Source organism: Lelliottia wanjuensis (genome assembly GCF_030238365.1).
GTDB classification, from domain to species: domain Bacteria; phylum Pseudomonadota; class Gammaproteobacteria; order Enterobacterales; family Enterobacteriaceae; genus Enterobacter; species Enterobacter wanjuensis.
The window spans coordinates 23,363-42,553 of record NZ_JASSOT010000052.1; the positions used below are offsets into that span (position 1 = coordinate 23,363).

Sequence of the window (19,191 nt, forward strand, 5' to 3'; positions counted from 1 at the left end):
GCCGCCACCCGACAATGTTTTTACGCCAGCCGCGGATACCCATCCGCAATCTCACTTCCGGTAAACTGCGCGACCCATCCCTCGGGGTTATCGAAAATGCGGATCGCGGTAAAGTTCGGCTCAGAACCCATATCAAACCAGTGCGGTGTCCCGGCGGGGACCGAGATCAGATCGTTTTTCTCGCACAGCACCTGATAAACCTGATCTTCGATGTGCAGGCAAAACAGCCCGGCGCCCTCGACGAAGAAACGCACTTCGTCTTCGCCGTGGGTATGTTCGTTGAGGAACTTCGCGCGCAGCGCCTCTTTCTGCGGGTTGTCCGCGCGCAGGCTAATCACATCCCAGCTCTGATAGCCTTTCTCTGCCACCAGTTTATCGATCGCATGCTGATACGCGCCGATCACCGTTTCCGGCGCCGGATCGCGGCCCAAGTCGCGGTCGGCTTCCCAGCGCTCGAAACGCATGCCGCGGGCGTTGAGCTGTTCGGCGATCTCGTCCGCCTGCGTGCTGTGCCACAGCGGAGTGCTTGTCTCGGTGTCGGAAAAAATGGTCAATGCGCTCATGAAGGAATGTGCTCCGGATTGATCTCGTCGAATTGATGGACCTGGTGGTGGTGGCTCGCGCCATCGTCATCACCGCGAATCAGCTGCAGGGTGCGAAAACCTGCCTGCTCAGCGGCGTCCAGCTCCTCGTGAATATCCGAGAGGAACAGGATTTGCGACGGGGCAACGCCGATCTGCGCGGCAATGTTGGCGTAAGATTGCACTTCGCGCTTCGCGCCCACGTGGGTATCAAAATAACCGCTGAACAGATGAGTAATATCACCTTCGTCGCTGTAGCCAAATAACAGTTTCTGCGCGGCGACGGAGCCGGAGGAATAAACATAGAGATCAATGCCCTGGGCTTTCCATTTTTCAAGCGAGGGCAACACATCCGGGTAGAGATGGCCGGTGAAGTCGCCGTTAACGTAACCGTCCTGCCAGATGATCCCCTGCAGGGCTTTCAGGGCGGTGGATTTCCGGTCTTCGTCCATAAAGGTAAACAGGGTGTCGATCAGTTCGCTGATGCTGGCGTGCGGGTTGGCGATCTCATCGCGCAGATTGTCCAGAATGGATTTCACCGGCTCGGCGTACTGCTGGGCGGTAACAAACGCCGCCAGCCGTTCACGCGCATAGGGGAACAACACATTGTGAACAAAACGAATATCGCTGGTCGTCCCTTCAATATCCGTCACTATCGCGCGAATCATAATCTCTCCAGTTGTCGTAAACGCATTTCGCATTCAAATAAGAATTCAAGGCCTTCAAGGTGACGGCGGGCTTCGGCCACATCACGTCCCCAGCAGGTTAAGCCATGACCGCGCAGAAGAAAACCATAATTAAGCGGGGTTTCCTGTGCGTAATGGGCGATTCGCGAGGCGAGGGCGTCAATATCCTGGTCGTTGTCGAACACCGGAATGGTGAGCGTATCCAGATGGGTGGTCTGCCCGCTGAGGGATTTTTGCATCTCAAAGCCGCTGATACGCAGTTCGGTTGTTTTCGTCAGGCGCGACAGCACCGTGGCGTTGACGGTGTGGACGTGCAGCACCGCGTTGGCCTGCGGGAACAGACGATAAATCAGCGTATGCAGCCCCGTTTCCGCCGAGGGTTTGCGCCCGGAAGGCGCGCGGTTGGTGGCGATCTCCACTTGCAGGAAATCATCCGTCGTCAGGCTGCCTTTGTCTTTCCCGGATTCGCTGAGCCAGCACAGGGCGTCGTCCTGGCGCACGGACATGTTTCCGCCGGTCGCGGGGGCCCAGCCTTTCGCGCCAATCCAGCGGCAGGCGTCGACGAGTTGTGTGAGTTGCAGGTGGTCTGTCATTTTCCTTTTACCCTCTGTCGGCCAGGAATATTGATATGGTTTAGACGTCTAAGCGTCTTGATTGCCAAAGACTAACATCGTGTTATAGTGTCAGCAACATAAGTATTACACGCAGGCACAACACAATGATCAATAAGGCGTTGATTCCGCAAAGCAAACTTCCCAATCTTGGCACCACCATCTTTACCCAGATGAGTGCGTTAGCGCAGGAGTACAAGGCGATTAACCTCTCGCAGGGATTCCCTGATTTTGACGGCCCGAAATACTTGCAGGAACGTCTGGCGCACCATGTGGCGCAGGGGGCGAACCAGTATGCGCCGATGACGGGCGCCCAGCCGCTGCGCGACGCGATCGCCGATAAAACGGCTGAACTGTATGGCTACAAGCCTGACGCCAACGCGGAAGTGACCGTGACGGCGGGAGCGACGGAAGCGCTGTATGCGGCGATCACGGCTCTGGTGCGCACCGGCGATGAGGTGATCTGCTTCGACCCGAGCTATGACAGCTATGCCCCGGCGATTGAACTCTCCGGCGGAGTGGTGAAACGCGTGGCGCTCCAGCCGCCGCATTTCCGTCCGGACTGGCAGGCGTTTGCCGCGTTGCTGAGCGACAAAACCCGTCTGGTGATCCTCAACACGCCACACAATCCGTCGGCGACCGTCTGGCGCAAAGCGGATTTCGCTGCATTGTGGCAGGCGATTGCCGAACGCGAAATCTATGTCCTGAGCGACGAAGTGTACGAGCACATCTGTTTTGCCGAAGAGGGGCACGCCAGCGTGCTGGCGCATCCGCAGCTGCGCGAGCGTGCCATTGCGGTGTCGTCGTTTGGTAAAACCTATCATATGACCGGCTGGAAGGTGGGCTATTGCGTCGCGCCTGCGGCCATCAGCGCCGAGCTGCGTAAAGTCCATCAGTATCTGACTTTTGCGGTGAACACCCCGGCACAGCTGGCGCTGGCGGATATGCTGCGCGCCGAACCGGAGCATTATCGGGAGTTACCGGAGTTTTATCGCGCGCGGCGGGATCTGTTTGTGAATGCGTTGAGCCGCAGTCGCCTGGAAATCTTGCCGTGTGAAGGGACCTACTTCCTGCTGGCGGATTACAGCGCGATCTCCTCTCTGGACGATGTGAGTTTTTGCCAGTGGCTGACCAAAGAAGTGGGCGTGGCCGCCATTCCGCTGTCGGTATTTTGCGCCGATCCCTTCCCGCATAAACTGATTCGTCTCTGTTTTGCGAAGCAGGAATCGACGCTGTTAGCGGCGGCCGAACGCCTCAATACCCTGTGATTATTTAACGGTCCAGGCTTCTGAATATCGACGGTCTGCAAAGAGTTCCAGCAGGCCGTTGATTTGCTTCAGACGCAGCACTTCATCGCAGTCCATCCCCAGCTCCATGCCGATTTTCTTATCCTCCCAACCCAGCAGGACCAGCTCACGAACAATCTCCGACATGGCGTTGATTTGATGGCGTCCGCGCGCCCGGTTGTGGCGGATGGTCGAGGCCATCCGATCGAACTTCTCCTGGCGCTCTTTTCGCAGACAGGTGATCGGCAGATAGCCTTGTAACTGGCGCTTCAGGGCCGCGCGATGGGTGCCGATTTCATGCCGGTGGAAGCCATCGACGATTTCGTAATGGTTGTCGCAGTTTTCGGTGACGAGGATCGGCTGGGTAAACCCATCCAGCTCCAGCGATTTGCTGAGCAGGCGTTTCTCCGGCGGGGCCACGTTATTGGGGTTGTAATCGTTGGCGCTGATCTCTTCCTGTTTGATCCACAGTACGCAGTCGACGGGTTGTTCGCGAAACGGGCTGAGTTCGTGAATGGCCTGGCGAAAAGCGTTGATGGCTTCAATTTTCTCTTCGCCAGAAAGTGACTGCAGATAGTTTTCCACGTCATGAATTAATCGTTGTTGCATAAAATTCCCCACTCCTGGCGTTTGTTTTTCATTCGTTCACTGTAGCGTTGGTAATGCTTAGGTTTATTTGGGCTAAAAGATAACGCCCGACACCAATAATCATTATTAAGAAGCACCTTACAAATTCGTCGCCAGGAGGGAATATCTTTTGAGCCAATATCACCCGTCTGGGTGTCGGGAATATTCTCGCTGCCGTGCTTTTTATACCAGTGCAAATAAACGGCAATTTTGTTGCGATAATGTTCAGCCGTGGTTTCAGGCATGCTCGCGAGTAATAACATCGCATATTCCTGCCAGCAAAGATGATCGGGTTTGAGGATTTTCCGATGACCGTAGAAATGGTTGTCATGGCCTGCGTAGATCCCTCCGCTTCTGACGCCGCTGACCCGTTCGCACATCGCCGCCCAGCGCTCGGGTTCGAGCACATGATAGAGCCACAAACCCTGGCGCTGCTCCGGGCCAAAGGGCTCGCAGATGCGCATATAGCGCAGCGGAACCCCGGCCTGATGCATCAGATTGTACAGGGGGTTATAGCAGCAGCCGGTTTTGGCAAACCAGGTCCAGATATCGGCGGTTTTCCAGTCATAAATGGGGTAGAGATACCAGGCGTGGCCGCCCGGCGCGATGGTGGTCCAGGGCTTATCGTCCGCGAACCGCTGTTTGCGGGCGCTGGCGATACTCAGGAAGCGGTTATAGGATTCATCAGCGCGAATACCAATCATCACCGCGGCGGGGCGCTTTTGCGCGAACCAGTCGGAAAAGGCTCTGACAAAGGCTTCGAAGGTCATTCCCTGCTGGTAGAAATCAAAATACTTAGGATCGGTAATGGCATCCGCCGGAGGCTGGCGGACCCAGTCGGTGCCGGGCTCCCAGCATTGCCACTCGGGCTGGAACTGGGAGAGGGAGTTTTGCGTGGTGAGCGGCAGCGCGACCCAATAAAACTGCTCGATGACGTCGCGATACTGGGCCCGCATACGTTCGATATGGGTTATCGTGCAGGAGAATTGCGCCTCCCAGTCGATAAATAACACGCTTATTTTCCGCTGCTTCTTGCGCGCCTGCTGTGCGACCAGATGCAGCATGATGGTGGAATCTTTTCCCCCGGAAAAAGAGACGCAAACCTTCGCTAAGTTATCCAGCGCCCAGTCGACTCTCTCTATTGCGGCTTCAAGAACATTACACTGAAGGGGATATTTGTAGATAGACATAAGCAATCCCTGCATGGCTATTCACGGCCATATAGTCATTTTGACGGAAATTAACTTCTGATAGTAAAGCAATTCTCAAATATGTAAAAAAGAAAGTTGCTAACAAATAATAATGGAGCCGGGCGGGCAAGGCAAACTGTGATTCAAAGCCCGTTTTGAAAAGTGTGTAATATTGCACGGTGTCTTTACGTGGCCAAAAATGCATTATGTAGCCGGGAAATAATATTTTTACTTTAATAATAATCTTTATGAATGCGTTATTATTAATTTATTATGATTTTGTATTTTATCTATTTGAAGTGTGTTGTTAGGTCAAACCTATCGCAGCCATAGACACGAATGCCATCGCGGCGGATTGCTCATTGCCTGCGCGGGTGGTGTAATCAGGTCGCTGTTACATCCTGTCTCAGGTTATGTAGAGCGCAACGCAACGCCAGCTTAGGCTGGCACTGAATGACCCCGCGGGAGTTCAGGTATCAGGGCCGCCCGTTGAGGCGGCCTTTTTACGTTTGGGGCATTCACCACGTTGTCTTGAAAGGCTTGTAAGGTATGACTGATTGATTTGATACGGCAAACGCATTAGCCCCCTCAGCCAAAGTTCGTTACCTTACATCTCAACGAAAACACGGAGGAAGTACAGATGTCTTTGATTAACACTAAAATTAAACCTTTCAAAAACCAGGCGTTCAAAAACGGTGAATTCGTCGAAGTGACCGAGAAAGATACCGAAGGTCGCTGGAGCGTGTTCTTCTTCTATCCGGCAGATTTCACCTTCGTTTGCCCAACCGAACTGGGCGACGTGGCAGATCACTACGACGAACTGCAGAAACTGGGCGTGGACGTTTACTCTGTCTCTACCGACACCCACTTCACCCACAAAGCGTGGCATGGCAGCTCTGAAACCATCGCGAAAATCAAATACGCGATGATCGGCGACCCGACTGGCGCCCTGACCCGTAACTTCGACAACATGCGTGAAGATGAAGGCCTGGCTGACCGTGCCACCTTCGTTGTTGACCCGCAGGGTATTATCCAGGCTATCGAAGTTACCGCTGAAGGTATCGGCCGTGATGCATCTGACCTGCTGCGCAAAATCAAAGCCGCTCAGTACGTCGCTTCTCACCCAGGCGAAGTGTGCCCGGCTAAGTGGAAAGAAGGCGAAGCAACGCTGGCTCCATCCCTGGACCTGGTTGGTAAGATTTAAGCCTTCAGGCGCTTTGAAGCCGGATGGCGCTACGCTTATCCGGCCTACAAGACCGGTCTACAAACGGGTGCATCACGCACCCGTTTTATTCCAAACCCCATGATGCAAGCCGCATTCAGGCCGCCCGCAAGGCAGCTTGCATGATGATGTTTTTTAAGCAGGAGATTAATGATGCTCGACACCAACATGAAAACCCAGCTCAAGGCCTACCTTGAGAAACTGACCAAACCTGTTGAGTTGATTGCCACGCTGGACGACAGCGCTAAATCGGCAGAAATCAAGGAACTGCTGGCGGAAATCGCTGAACTGTCACCGAAAGTGACCTTTAAAGAAGACAATACGCTGGCGGTGCGCAAGCCGTCGTTCCTGATTACCAACCCAGGCTCTGACCAGGGGCCGCGCTTTGCGGGCTCTCCGCTGGGCCACGAATTTACCTCTCTGGTACTGGCGCTGCTCTGGACCGGCGGGCATCCGTCGAAAGAGGCGCAGTCGCTGCTGGAGCAGATCGGCAATATCGACGGCGACTTTGAGTTCGAAACCTATTACTCGCTCTCATGCCACAACTGCCCGGACGTGGTGCAGGCCCTGAACCTGATGTCGGTGCTGAACCCGCGCATCAAACACACGGCCATCGACGGCGGTGTGTTCCAGAACGAAATCACCGATCGCAACGTGATGGGCGTTCCGGCGGTCTTCATGAATGGTCAGGAGTTCGGTCAGGGGCGTATGACGCTGACGGAAATCGTTGCCAAAATTGATACCGGCGCGGAGAAACGTGCGGCGGAAGAGTTGAACAAACGCGATGTTTACGACGTGCTGATTGTCGGCTCTGGCCCGGCGGGCGCGGCGGCGGCGGTCTACTCCGCACGTAAAGGCATTCGTACCGGCCTGATGGGCGAGCGTTTTGGTGGCCAGGTGCTCGACACCGTGGACATCGAAAACTACATCTCCGTGCCGAAAACCGAAGGTCAAAAGCTGGCGGGTGCCCTGAAAGCGCACGTCAGTGACTATGAAGTGGATGTGATTGACAGCCAGAGCGCCAGCAAACTGGTTCCGGCGGCGCAGGAAGGCGGCTTACACCAGATTGAAACCGCCTCCGGTGCGGTGCTGAAAGCGCGCAGCGTAATCATTGCCACCGGCGCGAAATGGCGCAACATGAACGTTCCGGGCGAAGATCAGTATCGCACCAAAGGCGTGACCTACTGCCCACACTGCGACGGTCCGCTGTTCAAAGGCAAACGCGTGGCGGTGATCGGTGGCGGTAACTCCGGTGTCGAAGCGGCTATCGATCTGGCGGGGATTGTGGAACACGTGACCCTGCTGGAATTCGCACCTGAAATGAAAGCGGATCAGGTATTGCAGGATAAAGTACGCAGCCTGAAAAACGTCGATATCGTACTGAACGCCCAGACCACCGAAGTGAAAGGCGACGGCAGCAAAGTCACCGGCCTGGAATACCGCGACCGCGTGAGCGGCGATGTCCACAGCGTGCCGCTGTCAGGGATTTTCGTCCAGATTGGTCTGCTGCCAAACACCACCTGGCTGGAAGGCGCGATTGAGCGCAACCGCATGGGCGAAATCATTATCGACGCCAAATGCGAAACCAGCGTGAAGGGGATCTTTGCGGCGGGCGACTGCACCACGGTGCCGTACAAACAGATTATCATCGCCACCGGCGAAGGGGCGAAAGCGTCACTCAGCTCGTTTGATTATCTGATTCGCACCAAAACAGCATAATAAAAGAAAGTAAGACTGCACCTGCACCAGACAAAACCCCGCGCGAGCGGGGTTTTTCTTTTGGGCGTTATCTGACAACCATCACCGGAATGTGGGTGTGGCGGATCACGCTCGAAGCGTTTGAGCCCAGCAGATGGGTGCTGATAGACGGATTGCGTGAACCGATAACGACCACATCGGCTTTCAGTTCGTTCGCCATTTCGTTCACCGCATCGCGCACGCTACCGAAGCGGACGTGGGTTTTGATCCGCGACGGATCGATGGTGAAATGGCCGACCATGGTTTGTAACCGCGTTTCGGCTTCATGCTGGAGATGCTCTTCAAAGCGGCGCACGTCGGCGGCGAAGCGATGCAGGCTCAGGCTGGCAGAGCCGGGTAAAACGTGTAGCAGATGAATGATGCCGTCCTGTTGCGCCAGAAACTCGGCGTGGCGAACGGCCTTGTCGCTCAGTTCCATTTCAAAAACATCAACGGGCATAATGATTGTCTGGTACATATCCGTTTCTCCTCCTTTATAAACGCTGAAATCATTCAAACACAAAATAATCGAGGTTTCTGATAGCTGTCAGACACTTTTTCATATCGTGGCGTTTTTTGACATTTCTTTGCGCAGTTCAGGCGGGGGAGGGCTACCAGTGGCGTTCCAGGTACAGCACGGCCGTGACGATAATCGCCAGAAAAATGAAATAGATCAGGGAGATGACCACTATCTCATTCATGTCCGTCCTTAAGGTGATGAAACGGATTAAGCCTGGATGAAGATAATTATGGTCTCTATAAGAAATTAAGGTGATTTTACGGAAAGAGGATGCAGGTGCATCCTCTGGGCAAAGCGGTGATGGCGCTTATTCAGATGAGATTAACGCAGGTAATCGCCGGCGGCTTCTGGCTGGTAGAGCAGTTCCAGCACTTCCAGATGCGCGGAGGCACCACCTGGTAATTCCCAGTGGATGGTATCGCCCGTGCGCAGGCCGAGCAGCGCAGCACCAACAGGTGCGAGAACCGAAAGCTGCGTGCTGCTGTCAGTCATTTGCGCAGGATAAACCAGGGTACGCGTGCGCTCTTCGCCGGAAGTGAGATCGCGGAATTTGACCTGGCTATTCATCGTCACCACGTCATGCGGCATGGTTTCCGGAGTACACATCTGTGCCCGGTCCAGCTCTGCATTCAGGGCGTCGGCCACCGGCAGGGAGGCGAACTGCGGTTTTTCCAGAAGGCGATCAATACGTTCTGCGTCGAGTTCATTAATGATAATTGTAGGTCTGGACATTTATTACTCCATGTCGTTAATGCTGCGTGCACCGCAGAAACCAATCCAAAAGAAAACCCTCGCCGTCTGGCAGCGAGGGTTTTATCTGTTCTGATGATACTGGCTGTGCCCGCAACTTTGAAGTGATCAATGTCACATTCATTGCGCAGATGAAGTTTATGCAGGATGGATTTCAGGATTGCCGCTGTACCGGGCGAGTTCGCGCGGCATAATGAGGTTCTGACTATACACCGGAGAGCGTCATGTATTTTTATCAGCCTTCGCAGGGGCATGGTTTGCCGCACGATCCCCTGAATGCCATTATCGGCCCTCGCCCTATTGGCTGGATTGCCTCGCAGGATGCGGCCGGGCATACCAATCTGGCGCCCTACAGTTTCTTCAACTGTTTTAATTATCGTCCGCCCATTATTGGTTTCGCCAGCAGCGGCTGGAAGGACAGCGTGCGAAATATCGTCGAGACCAAAGAATTTGTCTGGAATCTTGCCACACGCGAGCTGGCAGAGGCGATGAATGAAACCTCCGCCAGCCTCCCTCAGGGGGAAGATGAGTTTGCGTTTGCGGGGCTAACAAAAGCTGAGAGCACGCTGGTCAAGGTGCCGCGGGTGGCTGAAAGTCCGGTGAACTTTGAGTGCCGACTGTCGCAATGCATTCAACTGACCGCCGCAGACGGAACAGCGATTGAGAGCTGGCTGGTGCTGGGCGAAGTCGTCGGGATTCATATTGCGTCGTCGCTGCTGGAAGAGGGCATCTATCAGACCGCGAAGGCCAACCCGGTACTGCGCGCGGGCGGGCCTTCGGCCTACTACTCGATTAGCGACGAGCACCGCTTTGATCTGGTGCGGCCGGACGCGCGCAGGTAAAGGGACCGCATGGCAAAGGATCAGTATCCGACTTTATCGATCACAAACTGCTTGCCGCAGTTGCCTGGATGAGGCTGCGGGGCGAATGACGCTGCAGTCAGCGGCGCGTTGATCTTGGCGGCGTTAAGCGAGATCTGCATTTCGGTGAGATACGCCGGGTTGTTGTTGCAGGTCAGTTTGACCGCTTTCACCGAATCTTTGCCCCAGCTTTTGGCGACCGCGTCGTCGAAATCGCGGCGAGACACGGTTTTGCCGTAGTTATCGGCAAGGAATTTGCCCAGCGCGCTGCTTTTCACTTCCTGATTCATGCGCACCATGGTGCCAAAATAGGCATCGGGATCGAACCCGAAGCAGACGCCGTGCTTGGCGTATTCGTAGCGTTCCAGACAGGATCCGCCGCCCGCGCCCGGCATCACGCCGTTCAGCTTCGCGGCGGCTTCGAAGGAGAGGCCGGTTTCGGCGGCGGCGCATTTACGGCTGGCTCTCGCTTCCGGCATGTTAGGAACCGGGCGGGTGGCGCAGCCAAATCGCATCCAGCGGCGGTCATCGACGCCGCGCGACGCGATGGATTTCGGCAGGCTCGGCCACAGGCCGTGAACCGTCAGGAAATCCGTTTTGTTCGGGCTCTCTTTTTGCAGCCGGCACTCGTCAGGCTCGTTGCGGTCGCGATCGTGCATGCTCTGGCAAAACCCGGTTTGCCAGGAAAGCGCCAGAACGTAACGGTCAAAATCGGCGTATTGCGTAGCCTGAAGCGGGGCGGCATGGGCTGAGAAGGCGCACAGCGCAAAAGCGGTTGCACTGAAACGGAGAACGATATCCTTCCTGAACATTTGTATTCCTGATGATTAAAGGGAAATTAATTCCAGGAACTTATTAAAGCACAAAAAGCGCCCGTGGGCGCTTCGGTGTGATGTTTGATGTTTGATGTCGGGTGGCGCTGCGCTTACCCGACCTACAAAACGACTCTGCGGTCTGGTGCCCTCACCCTGACCCTCTCCCACAGGGAGAGGGAAAAACTTAATGCGCCACCGTACCCGGCACCAGAATTTCCGTCGCAATAATCACAATCACCAGGCCGACCAGCACCGGAACGGAGGTGCGTTTGACGACTTCGAACGGCGAGATTTTTGCCATACCCGCAACCGCAACCACTACGCCGGAGACCGGGGAGATGGTACGGCCCAGGTTGGAAGCCTGCAGCATCGGAATCGACAGGTAAGCCGGGTTGATGCCTGACGAGTGCGCCAGTTTTGGGATCATCTCGACGAAGGCATAGAACGGCGCGTTACCGGAGCCGGTGGTCATCGCCGCCAGCATGGTCAGGATCACCAGCACCAGCATCAGAATAATGCTCGCGGAGCCGAATGAGGTGGCGATGGAGATCAGGCTCTGGATAAAGCCGATGGTGCTCAGGCCCTGAGCAAACACGCCCGCCGCGACCAGCAGCATCACCACGCCGGCGAAGGCGTCGGCCATGCCGCGATAGGCCACTTCCAGCCCGGAGAACACTTTCTGAGTGTTAAAGCCGCGCACGAATTCCAGCACGGCGGCCAGCAGCATGCAGATCACCAGGATGGTAATGATGTGCAGCTGCGGGCCCCATTTGCCGTCAAAAATCAGCACCCCGATAATCGGCGTGAACGGCAGAATGGCGTAGAACGACGGCGCGGTGGTGGTGATTTCGCTGACGTCCAGCATCTCGTGGCTGATATTTTCTTTTTTATCGAGATACTTCTGCCAGAAATAGTGCGCGACCGCCATGCCGATAATCGCGGCGATGGAGATCGGCAGCGTGGTTTTAAAGGCAAAGTCGATGAGCGGCATTTCGGCGGCTTTCGCAGCCAGCACCACGTCACCGGAAGTCGGGGAGAGAATAATTGCGGCAGGGGAGGCGCAGATCGCCGCCGCAGCGCCGCGGCTGATCCCGACGTTCACCATCACCGGGAACAGCGTCGCCATCAGCAGTACGCCGAGACCGGTAGCGGAGGAGACTGCCAGCGACATCAGGCATGCCACGAAATAGGCGGCAATCATCAGAATATACGGGGAATTAATATATTGCAGCGGTTTGGATGCCAGTTTGACAACCATATCGTTAGCGCCGATATGGGTCATATAAGCGGCGAAACCACACAGCATCATAATCATCATGCCGAGATCGCCACCGCGGCTCATCAGCAGAATTTTAATATATTCCACAATATCGGTGGCGGTATATCCGGTGCTGGTTTCGCTGGCCGGTAACACCTGGTGGCCCATTAGCGCGCTAATAATCAGCAGGGTTAAACCGCCGACGAATAATACCCCGGTGGCCGAATAGCCTTTGATGATGTAGCGCGCGACGCCAACGATGACGACAACTCCAATGAGGAGTTCGATTACGGTAAGCATGGTTTCCCCTGTACGTGCGCTCCCCAGAGAGCACGGAAAATCAAAAAATAAGAAGTGTGGAAATGTGCCGAATAAATGGGCAGTCATTGATGACTAAAATCAATAAAACCACTACTAGAACTATCATCGACGATATTTTGCCACCACTGCGTCATTTGTGTCATCACAGTATTGACCGTAGCTATGATTATTATATGTCACTAAATTGATAATTAATTGTTGTGATATTTAGAGGGTTTTATCAGCGAACGGATAAAGAACGTAAAACTTTTTAAAATAGCTTTAATTTCAACAGGCCCTGTTCCTATACTCGACCACCTTTTCACACCCGATGACGCGAATATGCATGCCAGCTGGACCTACCGCCTGCGCTTTCTGAAAAAACATCTGCTGATGTTTTTGTTCGCGTTTGGCTGGCTGCTGATCCAGAGCCAGGTCGCGGTGGCGTCTCATGACTGCTTCCTGAGTCCGCGCGGTGAAAGTGCCATGATCCAGCATATGGATATGATGGACACGCCGCAGCATCACCAGCTCAGCAACATCTCTCCGCTGTGTGAAAAACACTGCGTGCCGGATCAGGCGCAAAAAGATCCGGCTCAGCCGCAGTTGGTCGCGATACCGGCGACCATGACCATCACCTTAAACACGCCGTCATGCAGCGAAGTCGCGCATTCGGCATGGTTCCTGACCCCTCCCGCCGCGGGGCCGCCGGCAACCATTCGGTTTTGCCGGTTCCGGGAATAACTCGCTGTTAATTCGTTGAATTTCTTTTTCATTTACGATTAACAGGAGTTTTATCATGCGTGCATTTTTTGTCTCTGCGCTTACGGGCGTACTGCTTTCCCTTTCTTCTCTTTCCGTTCAGGCTACCGAGCCGTCCGCTGCGCAGCAGTGGCAGGGCCAGGGCGTGGTCCAGGAAATCTCCCCACCGCAAATCATCCTTCAACATCAGGCGATCCCTGAGCTGCAGTGGCCCGCGATGACCATGCCGTTTGTGCTGGCGAAAAGCGCGGATACCGCCTCGGTGAAGCCTGGCGATCGCGTCACCTTTACGCTCGAGCGAGCGGGTGACGGGTTCCAGATTATCTCTCTGACGCCGCTGCGCTAAGGGAGCACACCATGAAACCACAAACACTGAGCCTGTGGCTCGGTGGGGTGCTGCTCGGCTTTTTAAGCTCAGCGGTTCAGGCGCAGCCCTGGACGCTCGCGCAAACCCTGACCGAGGCCCAGCGCTATTCCGCCGAGCTTTCCGCCAGCCGCAATGAGGCGCAGGCCCTGGATATGATGGCGGATTCCGCCACCCAGCTTCCCGACCCTAAGCTCAAATTCGGTATCGAAAACGTGCCCGTTCAGGGCAGTAACGACCAGCGTTTTACCCGCGAAGGGATGACGATGCAGCGGATTGGCATCATGCAAAGCTACGTGAGCGCGGAAAAACGGGAGCGCAAATCGCAGACGCTGCAGGCGCAGGCCCGCGGCGTGGAGGCGAAATCCGAAACCATTCGCGCCGCGCTCCAGCGCGATACGGCCCAGGCATGGCTCGATCTGGCGCTTTTACAGCAGGCGCTCGCCACCGCGAAAAAACTGGTGAGCGAAACGGAACGCCAGCAGGGCGCGCAAAAAGCGAGCGTCGGCGCGGGAAGTGCTGCGCCGGATAGCGTGCTGTCGCTGCAAATGACCCTGAGCGCGATGCGCGACAAAGTGACCCTCGCGACACGGGATGTCCAGCTGGCGCAAAGCCGTCTGTTCCAGCTCACCGGGCAATCCATCACGGAGGTGCAAGGCCCGCTCCCACGTTATCAGCGTTTGCCTGCCGATGAAAAAACGCTGGAGGAGGGGATCACTCGCCATCCGGAAGTGGAAGCTGCGCTGCGTGAGTCGGAAACGGCGAAAGCGCGCTCGGCGCAATCGGCGGTGGCGGCCATTCCTGACGTTGACGTCGAAGTGTTCTACTCCCATCGCGCCGAAGGGTATGACGACATGGCCGGGGTGATGTTCACCGTGGACCTGCCGCTGTTCCAGTCGCGCAGGCAGGACAAGGATTACGCCGCAGACGTCTCGCGCTCGATGCAGGCCGTGGATCAACTGACGTTGATTCAGCGCGAGCACGTCGCGCAGGTGCAGTCGCTGGTGGCGCAATATCAGGCCGCGCAGACCCTGTGGCAGCGCCAGCGCGATGACATTTTGCCCTTGCAGCACAAGCGGCTGGAGGTGCTGGCCGCGCAGTATCGCTCCGGGCAGTCGGAACTCCCGTCACTTCTCGAGGCGCGTCGCAGCGTGCTCGACACTGAACTGGCTGCCAACCAGGCCGAGCGCGAAATGGCGCGCACCTGGGCGGCCATCCAATGGCTGATCCCGCAGGAGATCGCACAATGAAAACTCTCACCCTGAGCGCGATCGCGCTGGCCGTTCTGCTGGCGGCGGGCGGTGGATATTACGCCGGACAGCGTGCGATGCATGCCGCGCCCGAAGAGGCCAAACTGTCCGGGCGTAAAGTGCTCTACTGGTACGATCCCATGATGCCCGGCCAGCGTTTCGATAAGCCCGGCAAATCGCCGTTTATGGATATGGATCTGGTTCCGCGCTACGCCGATGAAGAGAAAGCAGCAGCGGGCGTGGGGATCAGCACTCAACAGCAGCAGAATCTGGGGATGAAAACCGGTAAAGCGCAGAAGCGCGAGCTCGCGCAGCCGTTCTCCGCCTACGCCACGGTAACGACCAATGAGCGCAGTCTGACAATCTATCCGGCTCCCGCTGCGGGGGTGATCGCAAAACTGTACGTGCGCGCCCAGCAGCAGCAGGTCAAAGCCGGAGAACCGCTGGCGGAGATCTGGGTTCCGCAGTGGACGACAGCGCAGCAGGAGTATCTGGCCGTGCGCCAGCTCGGTGACGCGTCGCTCACCCGCGCGGCGCGGGAGCGGCTGGCACTGCAGTTTATGCCGGAAGAGACCATTCGCGCCGTCGAACGCAGCGGCAAACCGCAAACCCGCTTAACGCTGCGCGCCGAGCGTGCAGGATACGTCGTCAAACTGGATGTGCGGGAAGGGGCGCAGGTGGCGGCCACCGCGCCGCTGTTTGAGATGGCGGCGCTGGATACGGTCTGGCTGGTTGCGGATTACCCGCAAACCCAGGCGCAGTCCCTGACGGTGGGCAGCGAGATGGTCGCGACCTCAGAAAGCTGGCCGGGCGAGCGTTTCCACGGCAAAGTCAGCGAACTGCTGCCGCAGATGGAGACCACCACGCGCACGCTGCAGGCGCGCATCGTGCTGGAAAACCCGGACAACAAGCTCAAACCGGGTATGTTCCTCAATGTTTCTCGCGCCAACCAAACGCATGGTGCCGCGGTGCTTGCCGTCCCGGAAGAGGCGGTGATTAACAGCGGCGAATCTCAACGGGTGCTGCTGGCGACGGGGGACGGCTATTTCCGTCCGGTGAATGTCACGACAGGTCTGAGCGCAGGGGGCTGGACAGAAATCACCTCCGGCCTGAAAGAGAATGATGCCGTGGTGACATCCGGGCAATTCCTGATCGACTCGGAAGCCAGCCTGCGCAGCGCGCTGCCGGAGGTGACGAAATGATCGCCGCTGTGATTCGCGCCTCGCTGCGCAACCGGCTGCTGGTGATCCTCGCCGCCGCGATCATGGCCGGGTGGGGCTGGTGGGCCGTGCAACGTGCGCCGCTGGACGCACTGCCCGATCTGTCTGACGTCCAGGTGATCGTCAAAGCGAGCTACCCCGGTAAAGCGCCGCAGGTGATAGAGGACCAGGTGACCTGGCCGCTGACCACCTCGATGCTCTCCGTGCCGGGGGCGAAAACCGTGCGCGGTTTTTCGATGTTCGGCGACGCGTATGTTTATGTGCTGTTTGAGGACGGGACCGATCTCTACTGGGCACGCTCAAGGGTGCTGGAGTATCTGAGCCAGGTGCAGTCGCAATTCCCGGCGGGGGTGAAAGTCTCTCTCGGGCCAGATGCCACGGGCGTGGGCTGGATCTATGAATATGCGCTGATCGATCGCACCGGCAAACACAGTCTGGCGGATTTACGGGCGCTGCAGGACTGGACGCTCAAGTTTGAGCTCAAAACCGTGCCCAACGTCTCGGAAGTCGCCAGCATCGGCGGCATGGTGCGCCAGTATCAGATTGTGGCCTCACCCGAGAAAATGCGCGCCCTGAATATCACCCACGGGCAGCTGGTGAGTGCGATTCAGGCGGCGAATAAAGAGAGCGGCGGCGCGCTGCTGGAGATGGGCGAGGCGGAATACATGGTGCGAACCACCGGTTATCTGCGCTCACTCGAGGATTTCCGCAACGTGGTGTTGACCTCGCGCGAGGGCAAACCGGTACTGCTTAGCGATGTCGCCTCGATAAGCTACGGACCAGAAATCCGACGCGGGGTGGCGGAGCTGAACGGCGAGGGCGAAGTGACCGGTGGCGTAGTGGTGATGCGCTACGGGCAGAATGCGCTGGAGACCATTCATGCGGTGAAAGACAAACTCCGGGCGCTGCAAAAAACGCTGCCGGAAGGGGTCGAGATTGTTCCGGTGTATGACCGCTCCACGCTTATCGAAGAGTCGGTCAAAACCCTGACCCACAAACTGCTGGAAGAGTTTGCGGTGGTGGTGCTGGTGTGTGCGTTATTCCTCTTCCATTTCCGCTCGGCGCTGGTGGCGATTGTCTCTCTGCCGCTAGGCATTTTGGGCGCGTTTGTGGTGATGCATTATCAGGGCATCAACGCCAACATCATGTCGCTCGGCGGGATTGCGATTGCCATCGGGGCGATGGTGGATGCCGCGATTGTGATGATTGAAAACATGCACAAGGTGCTGGAGCAGTGGCGACACGACCATCCTGAGCAGGAGCCGTCCTCGGGGGATTACTGGCATCTGGCCGAGCGGGCCGCGGTTGAAGTCGGGCCCGCGCTGTTTTGCAGTCTGCTGATCATCACGCTGTCGTTTATTCCGGTCTTCTCCCTCGAAGCACAGGAAGGGCGGATGTTCTCCCCGCTTGCCTTCACCAAAACCTGGTCAATGGCGATGGCTGCCGGGCTCGGGATTACGCTGATCCCGGTGCTGATGGGCTATTTCATTCGCGGCAAAATTCCGGACGAAAAAGCCAACCCGATCAACCGATTTTTGATTCGAGCCTACGAACCGCTGCTCGATAAAGTGCTGACCTTTCCCAAAACCACGCTGGCCCTGGCGTTTGCGCTTTTACTGGTGACGCTTTGGCCGCTCAGTCGGCTGGGCAGCGAGTTTATGCCGCCGCTGGACGAGGGCGATCTGCTGTATATGCCATCGACGCTGCCGGGCATTTCGGCGCGCGAAGCCAGCCGCCTGCTGCAACAGACGGATCGCCTGATCAAAAGCGTTCCGGAAGTTGCCAGCGTGTTCGGCAAAGCCGGACGGGCGGAGACGGCGACCGACCCGGCCCCGCTGACCATGATTGAAACCACCATCCACTTTAAACCGCGCGACCAGTGGCGGCCGGGCATGACGCCGGAAAAACTGGTGGAAGAGCTGGATAAAACTGTCTCGGTTCCGGGAATTGCCAACGTCTGGGTGCCGCCAATCCGTAATCGTCTGGATATGCTGGCGACAGGGATCAAAAGCCCGGTAGGCATTAAGGTGAACGGCAACACTATTGCCGATATCGAACGGGTGGCGTCGCAGATTGAATCGATCGTTAAGCAGGTGCCGGGCGTGACCTCCGCGCTGGCGGAGCGGCTGGCGGGCGGGCGCTATGTCGATATTCGTATCGACCGGCAAAAAGCGGCGCGCTACGGCGTCTCGGTCGATGAGCTGCAAAGTATGGTCTCGACGCTGGTGGGCGGCGACAATATTGGCGAAGTGATCCAGGGGCGCGAGCGGTATCCCATCAACGTGCGTTATCCCCGCGACCTGCGCGATAACGTCGATAAACTGCGCGTGCTGCCGGTGGTCACCGCCAGCGGAGGACAGATCGCCCTGGGCGAGCTGGCGGATATCGTGGTGACTGAGGGGCCGCCAATGCTGAAAAGCGAAAACGCTCGCCTGTCTAACTGGATTTATGTCGATTTGCGCGGGCGGGATTTGAAGTCAGCGGTGGAGGAGATGCAGCAGCGCGTTGCCGAACAGGTGGTACTGCCGCAGGGCGTTTCGCTCTCGTGGTCAGGTCAATTTGAATATCTGGAGCGTGCGACGGAAAAACTGAAAGTGGTGCTTCCGGTAACGCTAATGATTATCTTTATTCTGTTATGGCTGACGTTTAATCGCATCTCAGATGTCTTATTAATAATGGGGACATTACCCTTTGCGCTTATTGGCGGCGTCTGGTTGCTGTGGCTGCTGGGGTATAATCTTTCTGTCGCAGGAGCGGTCGGATTTATCGCTCTCGCCGGCGTGGCCGCAGAGTTTGGCGTTATTATGGTGCTGTATCTCAATCAGGCGCTGGATAAATATCCCGGCGGCGGGAACACCCAGCTGATGCGCGCCATTCATGAAGGTGCTGTGCTGCGCGTGCGGCCAAAGGTGATGACGGTAGCGACGATCATGGCAGGGCTGTTACCTATCATGTGGGGCGGCGGCAGCGGTTCGGAGGTGATGCAGCGCATCGCTGCCCCGATGATCGGAGGCATGGTGACGGCACCTTTATTATCTATGCTGGTCATTCCCGCTTTGTATAAATTGTTACATAAACGTTAGTTTTTGTATGCGCCTCGAATATTTCGGGGCGCATTCAGACTATTCGTTAGGAATATTCCCATTTTGTAA

The 19,191-nt window shown here is 56.6% G+C and carries 19 protein-coding genes; 9 read left to right on the forward strand and 10 right to left on the reverse strand.

Annotated elements, in window-relative coordinates; all coding sequences use genetic code 11:
- Positions 1-20: 20 nt before the first annotated feature.
- The 3 genes from QQF33_RS06625 to QQF33_RS06635 are packed head-to-tail and all read right to left on the reverse strand — an operon-like array spanning position 21 to position 1,860.
- Positions 21-563 (reverse strand): 1,2-dihydroxy-3-keto-5-methylthiopentene dioxygenase, encoded by a 543-nt coding sequence (locus QQF33_RS06625; RefSeq protein ID WP_285148718.1) that lies wholly within the window; start codon positions 561-563, stop codon positions 21-23.
- The gene (gene mtnC / locus QQF33_RS06630; protein ID WP_285148719.1) at positions 560-1,249 is read right to left on the reverse strand and encodes an acireductone synthase; all 690 of its coding nucleotides are present in this window, start codon (positions 1,247-1,249) and stop codon (positions 560-562) included. Before mtnC ends, QQF33_RS06625 begins: the two co-directional genes overlap by 4 nt.
- The gene (locus QQF33_RS06635) at positions 1,246-1,860 is read right to left on the reverse strand and encodes a methylthioribulose 1-phosphate dehydratase (protein ID WP_285148720.1); all 615 of its coding nucleotides are present in this window, start codon (positions 1,858-1,860) and stop codon (positions 1,246-1,248) included. The genes mtnC and QQF33_RS06635 overlap by 4 nt, the downstream gene beginning before the upstream one ends.
- Before the next feature lie 125 nt (positions 1,861-1,985).
- Here QQF33_RS06635 and QQF33_RS06640 point away from each other — a divergent pair, with 125 nt between their 5' ends.
- The gene (locus tag QQF33_RS06640; RefSeq protein WP_285148721.1) at positions 1,986-3,146 is read left to right on the forward strand and encodes a pyridoxal phosphate-dependent aminotransferase; all 1,161 of its coding nucleotides are present in this window, start codon (positions 1,986-1,988) and stop codon (positions 3,144-3,146) included.
- Here the strand turns inward: QQF33_RS06640 and QQF33_RS06645 are convergent, their stop codons facing one another.
- The gene (locus QQF33_RS06645; protein ID WP_282493812.1) at positions 3,147-3,773 is read right to left on the reverse strand and encodes an IbrB-like domain-containing protein; all 627 of its coding nucleotides are present in this window, start codon (positions 3,771-3,773) and stop codon (positions 3,147-3,149) included.
- Positions 3,758-4,981 carry a phosphoadenosine phosphosulfate reductase gene (locus QQF33_RS06650; protein WP_285148722.1) on the reverse strand — a complete coding sequence of 408 codons (1,224 nt, stop codon included), beginning with the start codon at positions 4,979-4,981 and terminating at the stop codon, positions 3,758-3,760. The genes QQF33_RS06645 and QQF33_RS06650 overlap by 16 nt, the downstream gene beginning before the upstream one ends.
- A gap of 640 nt (positions 4,982-5,621) precedes the next feature.
- Between QQF33_RS06650 and ahpC the strand changes: the two genes are divergently transcribed.
- On the forward strand, positions 5,622-6,185 hold the full coding sequence (gene ahpC, locus QQF33_RS06655) for an alkyl hydroperoxide reductase subunit C (protein ID WP_100777247.1): 564 nt from the start codon (positions 5,622-5,624) through the stop codon (positions 6,183-6,185).
- Positions 6,186-6,356: 171 nt separating this feature from the next.
- Positions 6,357-7,922: an alkyl hydroperoxide reductase subunit F gene (gene ahpF, locus QQF33_RS06660; protein WP_282493810.1), complete on the forward strand. Its 1,566-nt coding sequence runs from the start codon at positions 6,357-6,359 to the stop codon at positions 7,920-7,922.
- Positions 7,923-7,989: 67 nt separating this feature from the next.
- Here the strand turns inward: ahpF and uspG are convergent, their stop codons facing one another.
- The 3 genes from uspG to rnk all read right to left on the reverse strand — a co-directional run bounded on the left by uspG (position 7,990) and on the right by rnk (position 9,192).
- Positions 7,990-8,418, reverse strand: coding sequence for a universal stress protein UspG (uspG, locus tag QQF33_RS06665; RefSeq protein ID WP_282493809.1), 429 nt, complete (start codon positions 8,416-8,418; stop codon positions 7,990-7,992).
- Positions 8,419-8,551: 133 nt separating this feature from the next.
- Positions 8,552-8,641, reverse strand: a complete 90-nt coding sequence (yldA, locus tag QQF33_RS06670) for a small membrane protein YldA (RefSeq protein ID WP_276329564.1) — start codon at positions 8,639-8,641, stop codon at positions 8,552-8,554.
- Positions 8,642-8,781: 140 nt separating this feature from the next.
- On the reverse strand, positions 8,782-9,192 hold the full coding sequence (gene rnk, locus QQF33_RS06675; RefSeq protein ID WP_282493808.1) for a nucleoside diphosphate kinase regulator: 411 nt from the start codon (positions 9,190-9,192) through the stop codon (positions 8,782-8,784).
- A gap of 242 nt (positions 9,193-9,434) precedes the next feature.
- Between rnk and QQF33_RS06680 the strand changes: the two genes are divergently transcribed.
- Positions 9,435-10,052 (forward strand): flavin reductase family protein, encoded by a 618-nt coding sequence (locus tag QQF33_RS06680; RefSeq protein WP_285148724.1) that lies wholly within the window; start codon positions 9,435-9,437, stop codon positions 10,050-10,052.
- Between the two features lie 20 nt (positions 10,053-10,072).
- Here the strand turns inward: QQF33_RS06680 and rna are convergent, their stop codons facing one another.
- Positions 10,073-10,882, reverse strand: coding sequence for a ribonuclease I (gene rna, locus QQF33_RS06685; protein WP_285148725.1), 810 nt, complete (start codon positions 10,880-10,882; stop codon positions 10,073-10,075).
- 187 nt (positions 10,883-11,069) lie between these two features.
- Positions 11,070-12,443 (reverse strand): anaerobic C4-dicarboxylate transporter DcuC, encoded by a 1,374-nt coding sequence (dcuC, locus tag QQF33_RS06690; protein WP_282493805.1) that lies wholly within the window; start codon positions 12,441-12,443, stop codon positions 11,070-11,072.
- Between the two features lie 342 nt (positions 12,444-12,785).
- On the opposite strand from dcuC, the gene QQF33_RS06695 reads away from it, so the two are divergent.
- From QQF33_RS06695 to QQF33_RS06715, 5 genes are read left to right on the forward strand one after another with little or no spacing between them, the layout of a single operon-like run.
- The gene (locus QQF33_RS06695; protein WP_285148726.1) at positions 12,786-13,187 is read left to right on the forward strand and encodes a hypothetical protein; all 402 of its coding nucleotides are present in this window, start codon (positions 12,786-12,788) and stop codon (positions 13,185-13,187) included.
- Positions 13,188-13,242: 55 nt separating this feature from the next.
- A complete protein-coding gene (locus QQF33_RS06700) occupies positions 13,243-13,551 on the forward strand; it encodes a copper-binding protein (protein WP_285146639.1) in 309 nt (102 codons plus the stop codon).
- Positions 13,552-13,562: 11 nt separating this feature from the next.
- Complete coding sequence (locus QQF33_RS06705; RefSeq protein WP_285148727.1) at positions 13,563-14,819, forward strand: TolC family protein; 1,257 nt, start codon at positions 13,563-13,565, stop codon at positions 14,817-14,819.
- Positions 14,816-16,021, forward strand: a complete 1,206-nt coding sequence (locus QQF33_RS06710; RefSeq protein ID WP_285148728.1) for an efflux RND transporter periplasmic adaptor subunit — start codon at positions 14,816-14,818, stop codon at positions 16,019-16,021. The genes QQF33_RS06705 and QQF33_RS06710 overlap by 4 nt, the downstream gene beginning before the upstream one ends.
- Positions 16,018-19,122 carry an efflux RND transporter permease subunit gene (locus tag QQF33_RS06715; protein WP_285157603.1) on the forward strand — a complete coding sequence of 1,035 codons (3,105 nt, stop codon included), beginning with the start codon at positions 16,018-16,020 and terminating at the stop codon, positions 19,120-19,122. Before QQF33_RS06710 ends, QQF33_RS06715 begins: the two co-directional genes overlap by 4 nt.
- Positions 19,123-19,191 lie beyond the last annotated feature (69 nt).

What these genes read in the sequence shown, in the direction of transcription:
- uspG (WP_282493809.1), bottom strand. Translation starts at nt 8,418, where the DNA reads ATGTACCAGACAATCATTATGCCCGTTGATGTTTTTGAAATGGAACTG.
- rna (WP_285148725.1), bottom strand. Translation starts at nt 10,882, where the DNA reads ATGTTCAGGAAGGATATCGTTCTCCGTTTCAGTGCAACCGCTTTTGCG.
- QQF33_RS06640 (WP_285148721.1), top strand. Translation starts at nt 1,986, where the DNA reads ATGATCAATAAGGCGTTGATTCCGCAAAGCAAACTTCCCAATCTTGGC.
- QQF33_RS06705 (WP_285148727.1), top strand. Translation starts at nt 13,563, where the DNA reads ATGAAACCACAAACACTGAGCCTGTGGCTCGGTGGGGTGCTGCTCGGC.
- dcuC (WP_282493805.1), bottom strand. Translation starts at nt 12,443, where the DNA reads ATGCTTACCGTAATCGAACTCCTCATTGGAGTTGTCGTCATCGTTGGC.
- QQF33_RS06625 (WP_285148718.1), bottom strand. Translation starts at nt 563, where the DNA reads ATGAGCGCATTGACCATTTTTTCCGACACCGAGACAAGCACTCCGCTG.
- QQF33_RS06635 (WP_285148720.1), bottom strand. Translation starts at nt 1,860, where the DNA reads ATGACAGACCACCTGCAACTCACACAACTCGTCGACGCCTGCCGCTGG.
- ahpF (WP_282493810.1), top strand. Translation starts at nt 6,357, where the DNA reads ATGCTCGACACCAACATGAAAACCCAGCTCAAGGCCTACCTTGAGAAA.
- QQF33_RS06700 (WP_285146639.1), top strand. Translation starts at nt 13,243, where the DNA reads ATGCGTGCATTTTTTGTCTCTGCGCTTACGGGCGTACTGCTTTCCCTT.
- rnk (WP_282493808.1), bottom strand. Translation starts at nt 9,192, where the DNA reads ATGTCCAGACCTACAATTATCATTAATGAACTCGACGCAGAACGTATT.
- QQF33_RS06680 (WP_285148724.1), top strand. Translation starts at nt 9,435, where the DNA reads ATGTATTTTTATCAGCCTTCGCAGGGGCATGGTTTGCCGCACGATCCC.
- ahpC (WP_100777247.1), top strand. Translation starts at nt 5,622, where the DNA reads ATGTCTTTGATTAACACTAAAATTAAACCTTTCAAAAACCAGGCGTTC.
- yldA (WP_276329564.1), bottom strand. Translation starts at nt 8,641, where the DNA reads ATGAATGAGATAGTGGTCATCTCCCTGATCTATTTCATTTTTCTGGCG.
- QQF33_RS06650 (WP_285148722.1), bottom strand. Translation starts at nt 4,981, where the DNA reads ATGTCTATCTACAAATATCCCCTTCAGTGTAATGTTCTTGAAGCCGCA.
- QQF33_RS06715 (WP_285157603.1), top strand. Translation starts at nt 16,018, where the DNA reads ATGATCGCCGCTGTGATTCGCGCCTCGCTGCGCAACCGGCTGCTGGTG.
- QQF33_RS06710 (WP_285148728.1), top strand. Translation starts at nt 14,816, where the DNA reads ATGAAAACTCTCACCCTGAGCGCGATCGCGCTGGCCGTTCTGCTGGCG.
- mtnC (WP_285148719.1), bottom strand. Translation starts at nt 1,249, where the DNA reads ATGATTCGCGCGATAGTGACGGATATTGAAGGGACGACCAGCGATATT.
- QQF33_RS06645 (WP_282493812.1), bottom strand. Translation starts at nt 3,773, where the DNA reads ATGCAACAACGATTAATTCATGACGTGGAAAACTATCTGCAGTCACTT.
- QQF33_RS06695 (WP_285148726.1), top strand. Translation starts at nt 12,786, where the DNA reads ATGCATGCCAGCTGGACCTACCGCCTGCGCTTTCTGAAAAAACATCTG.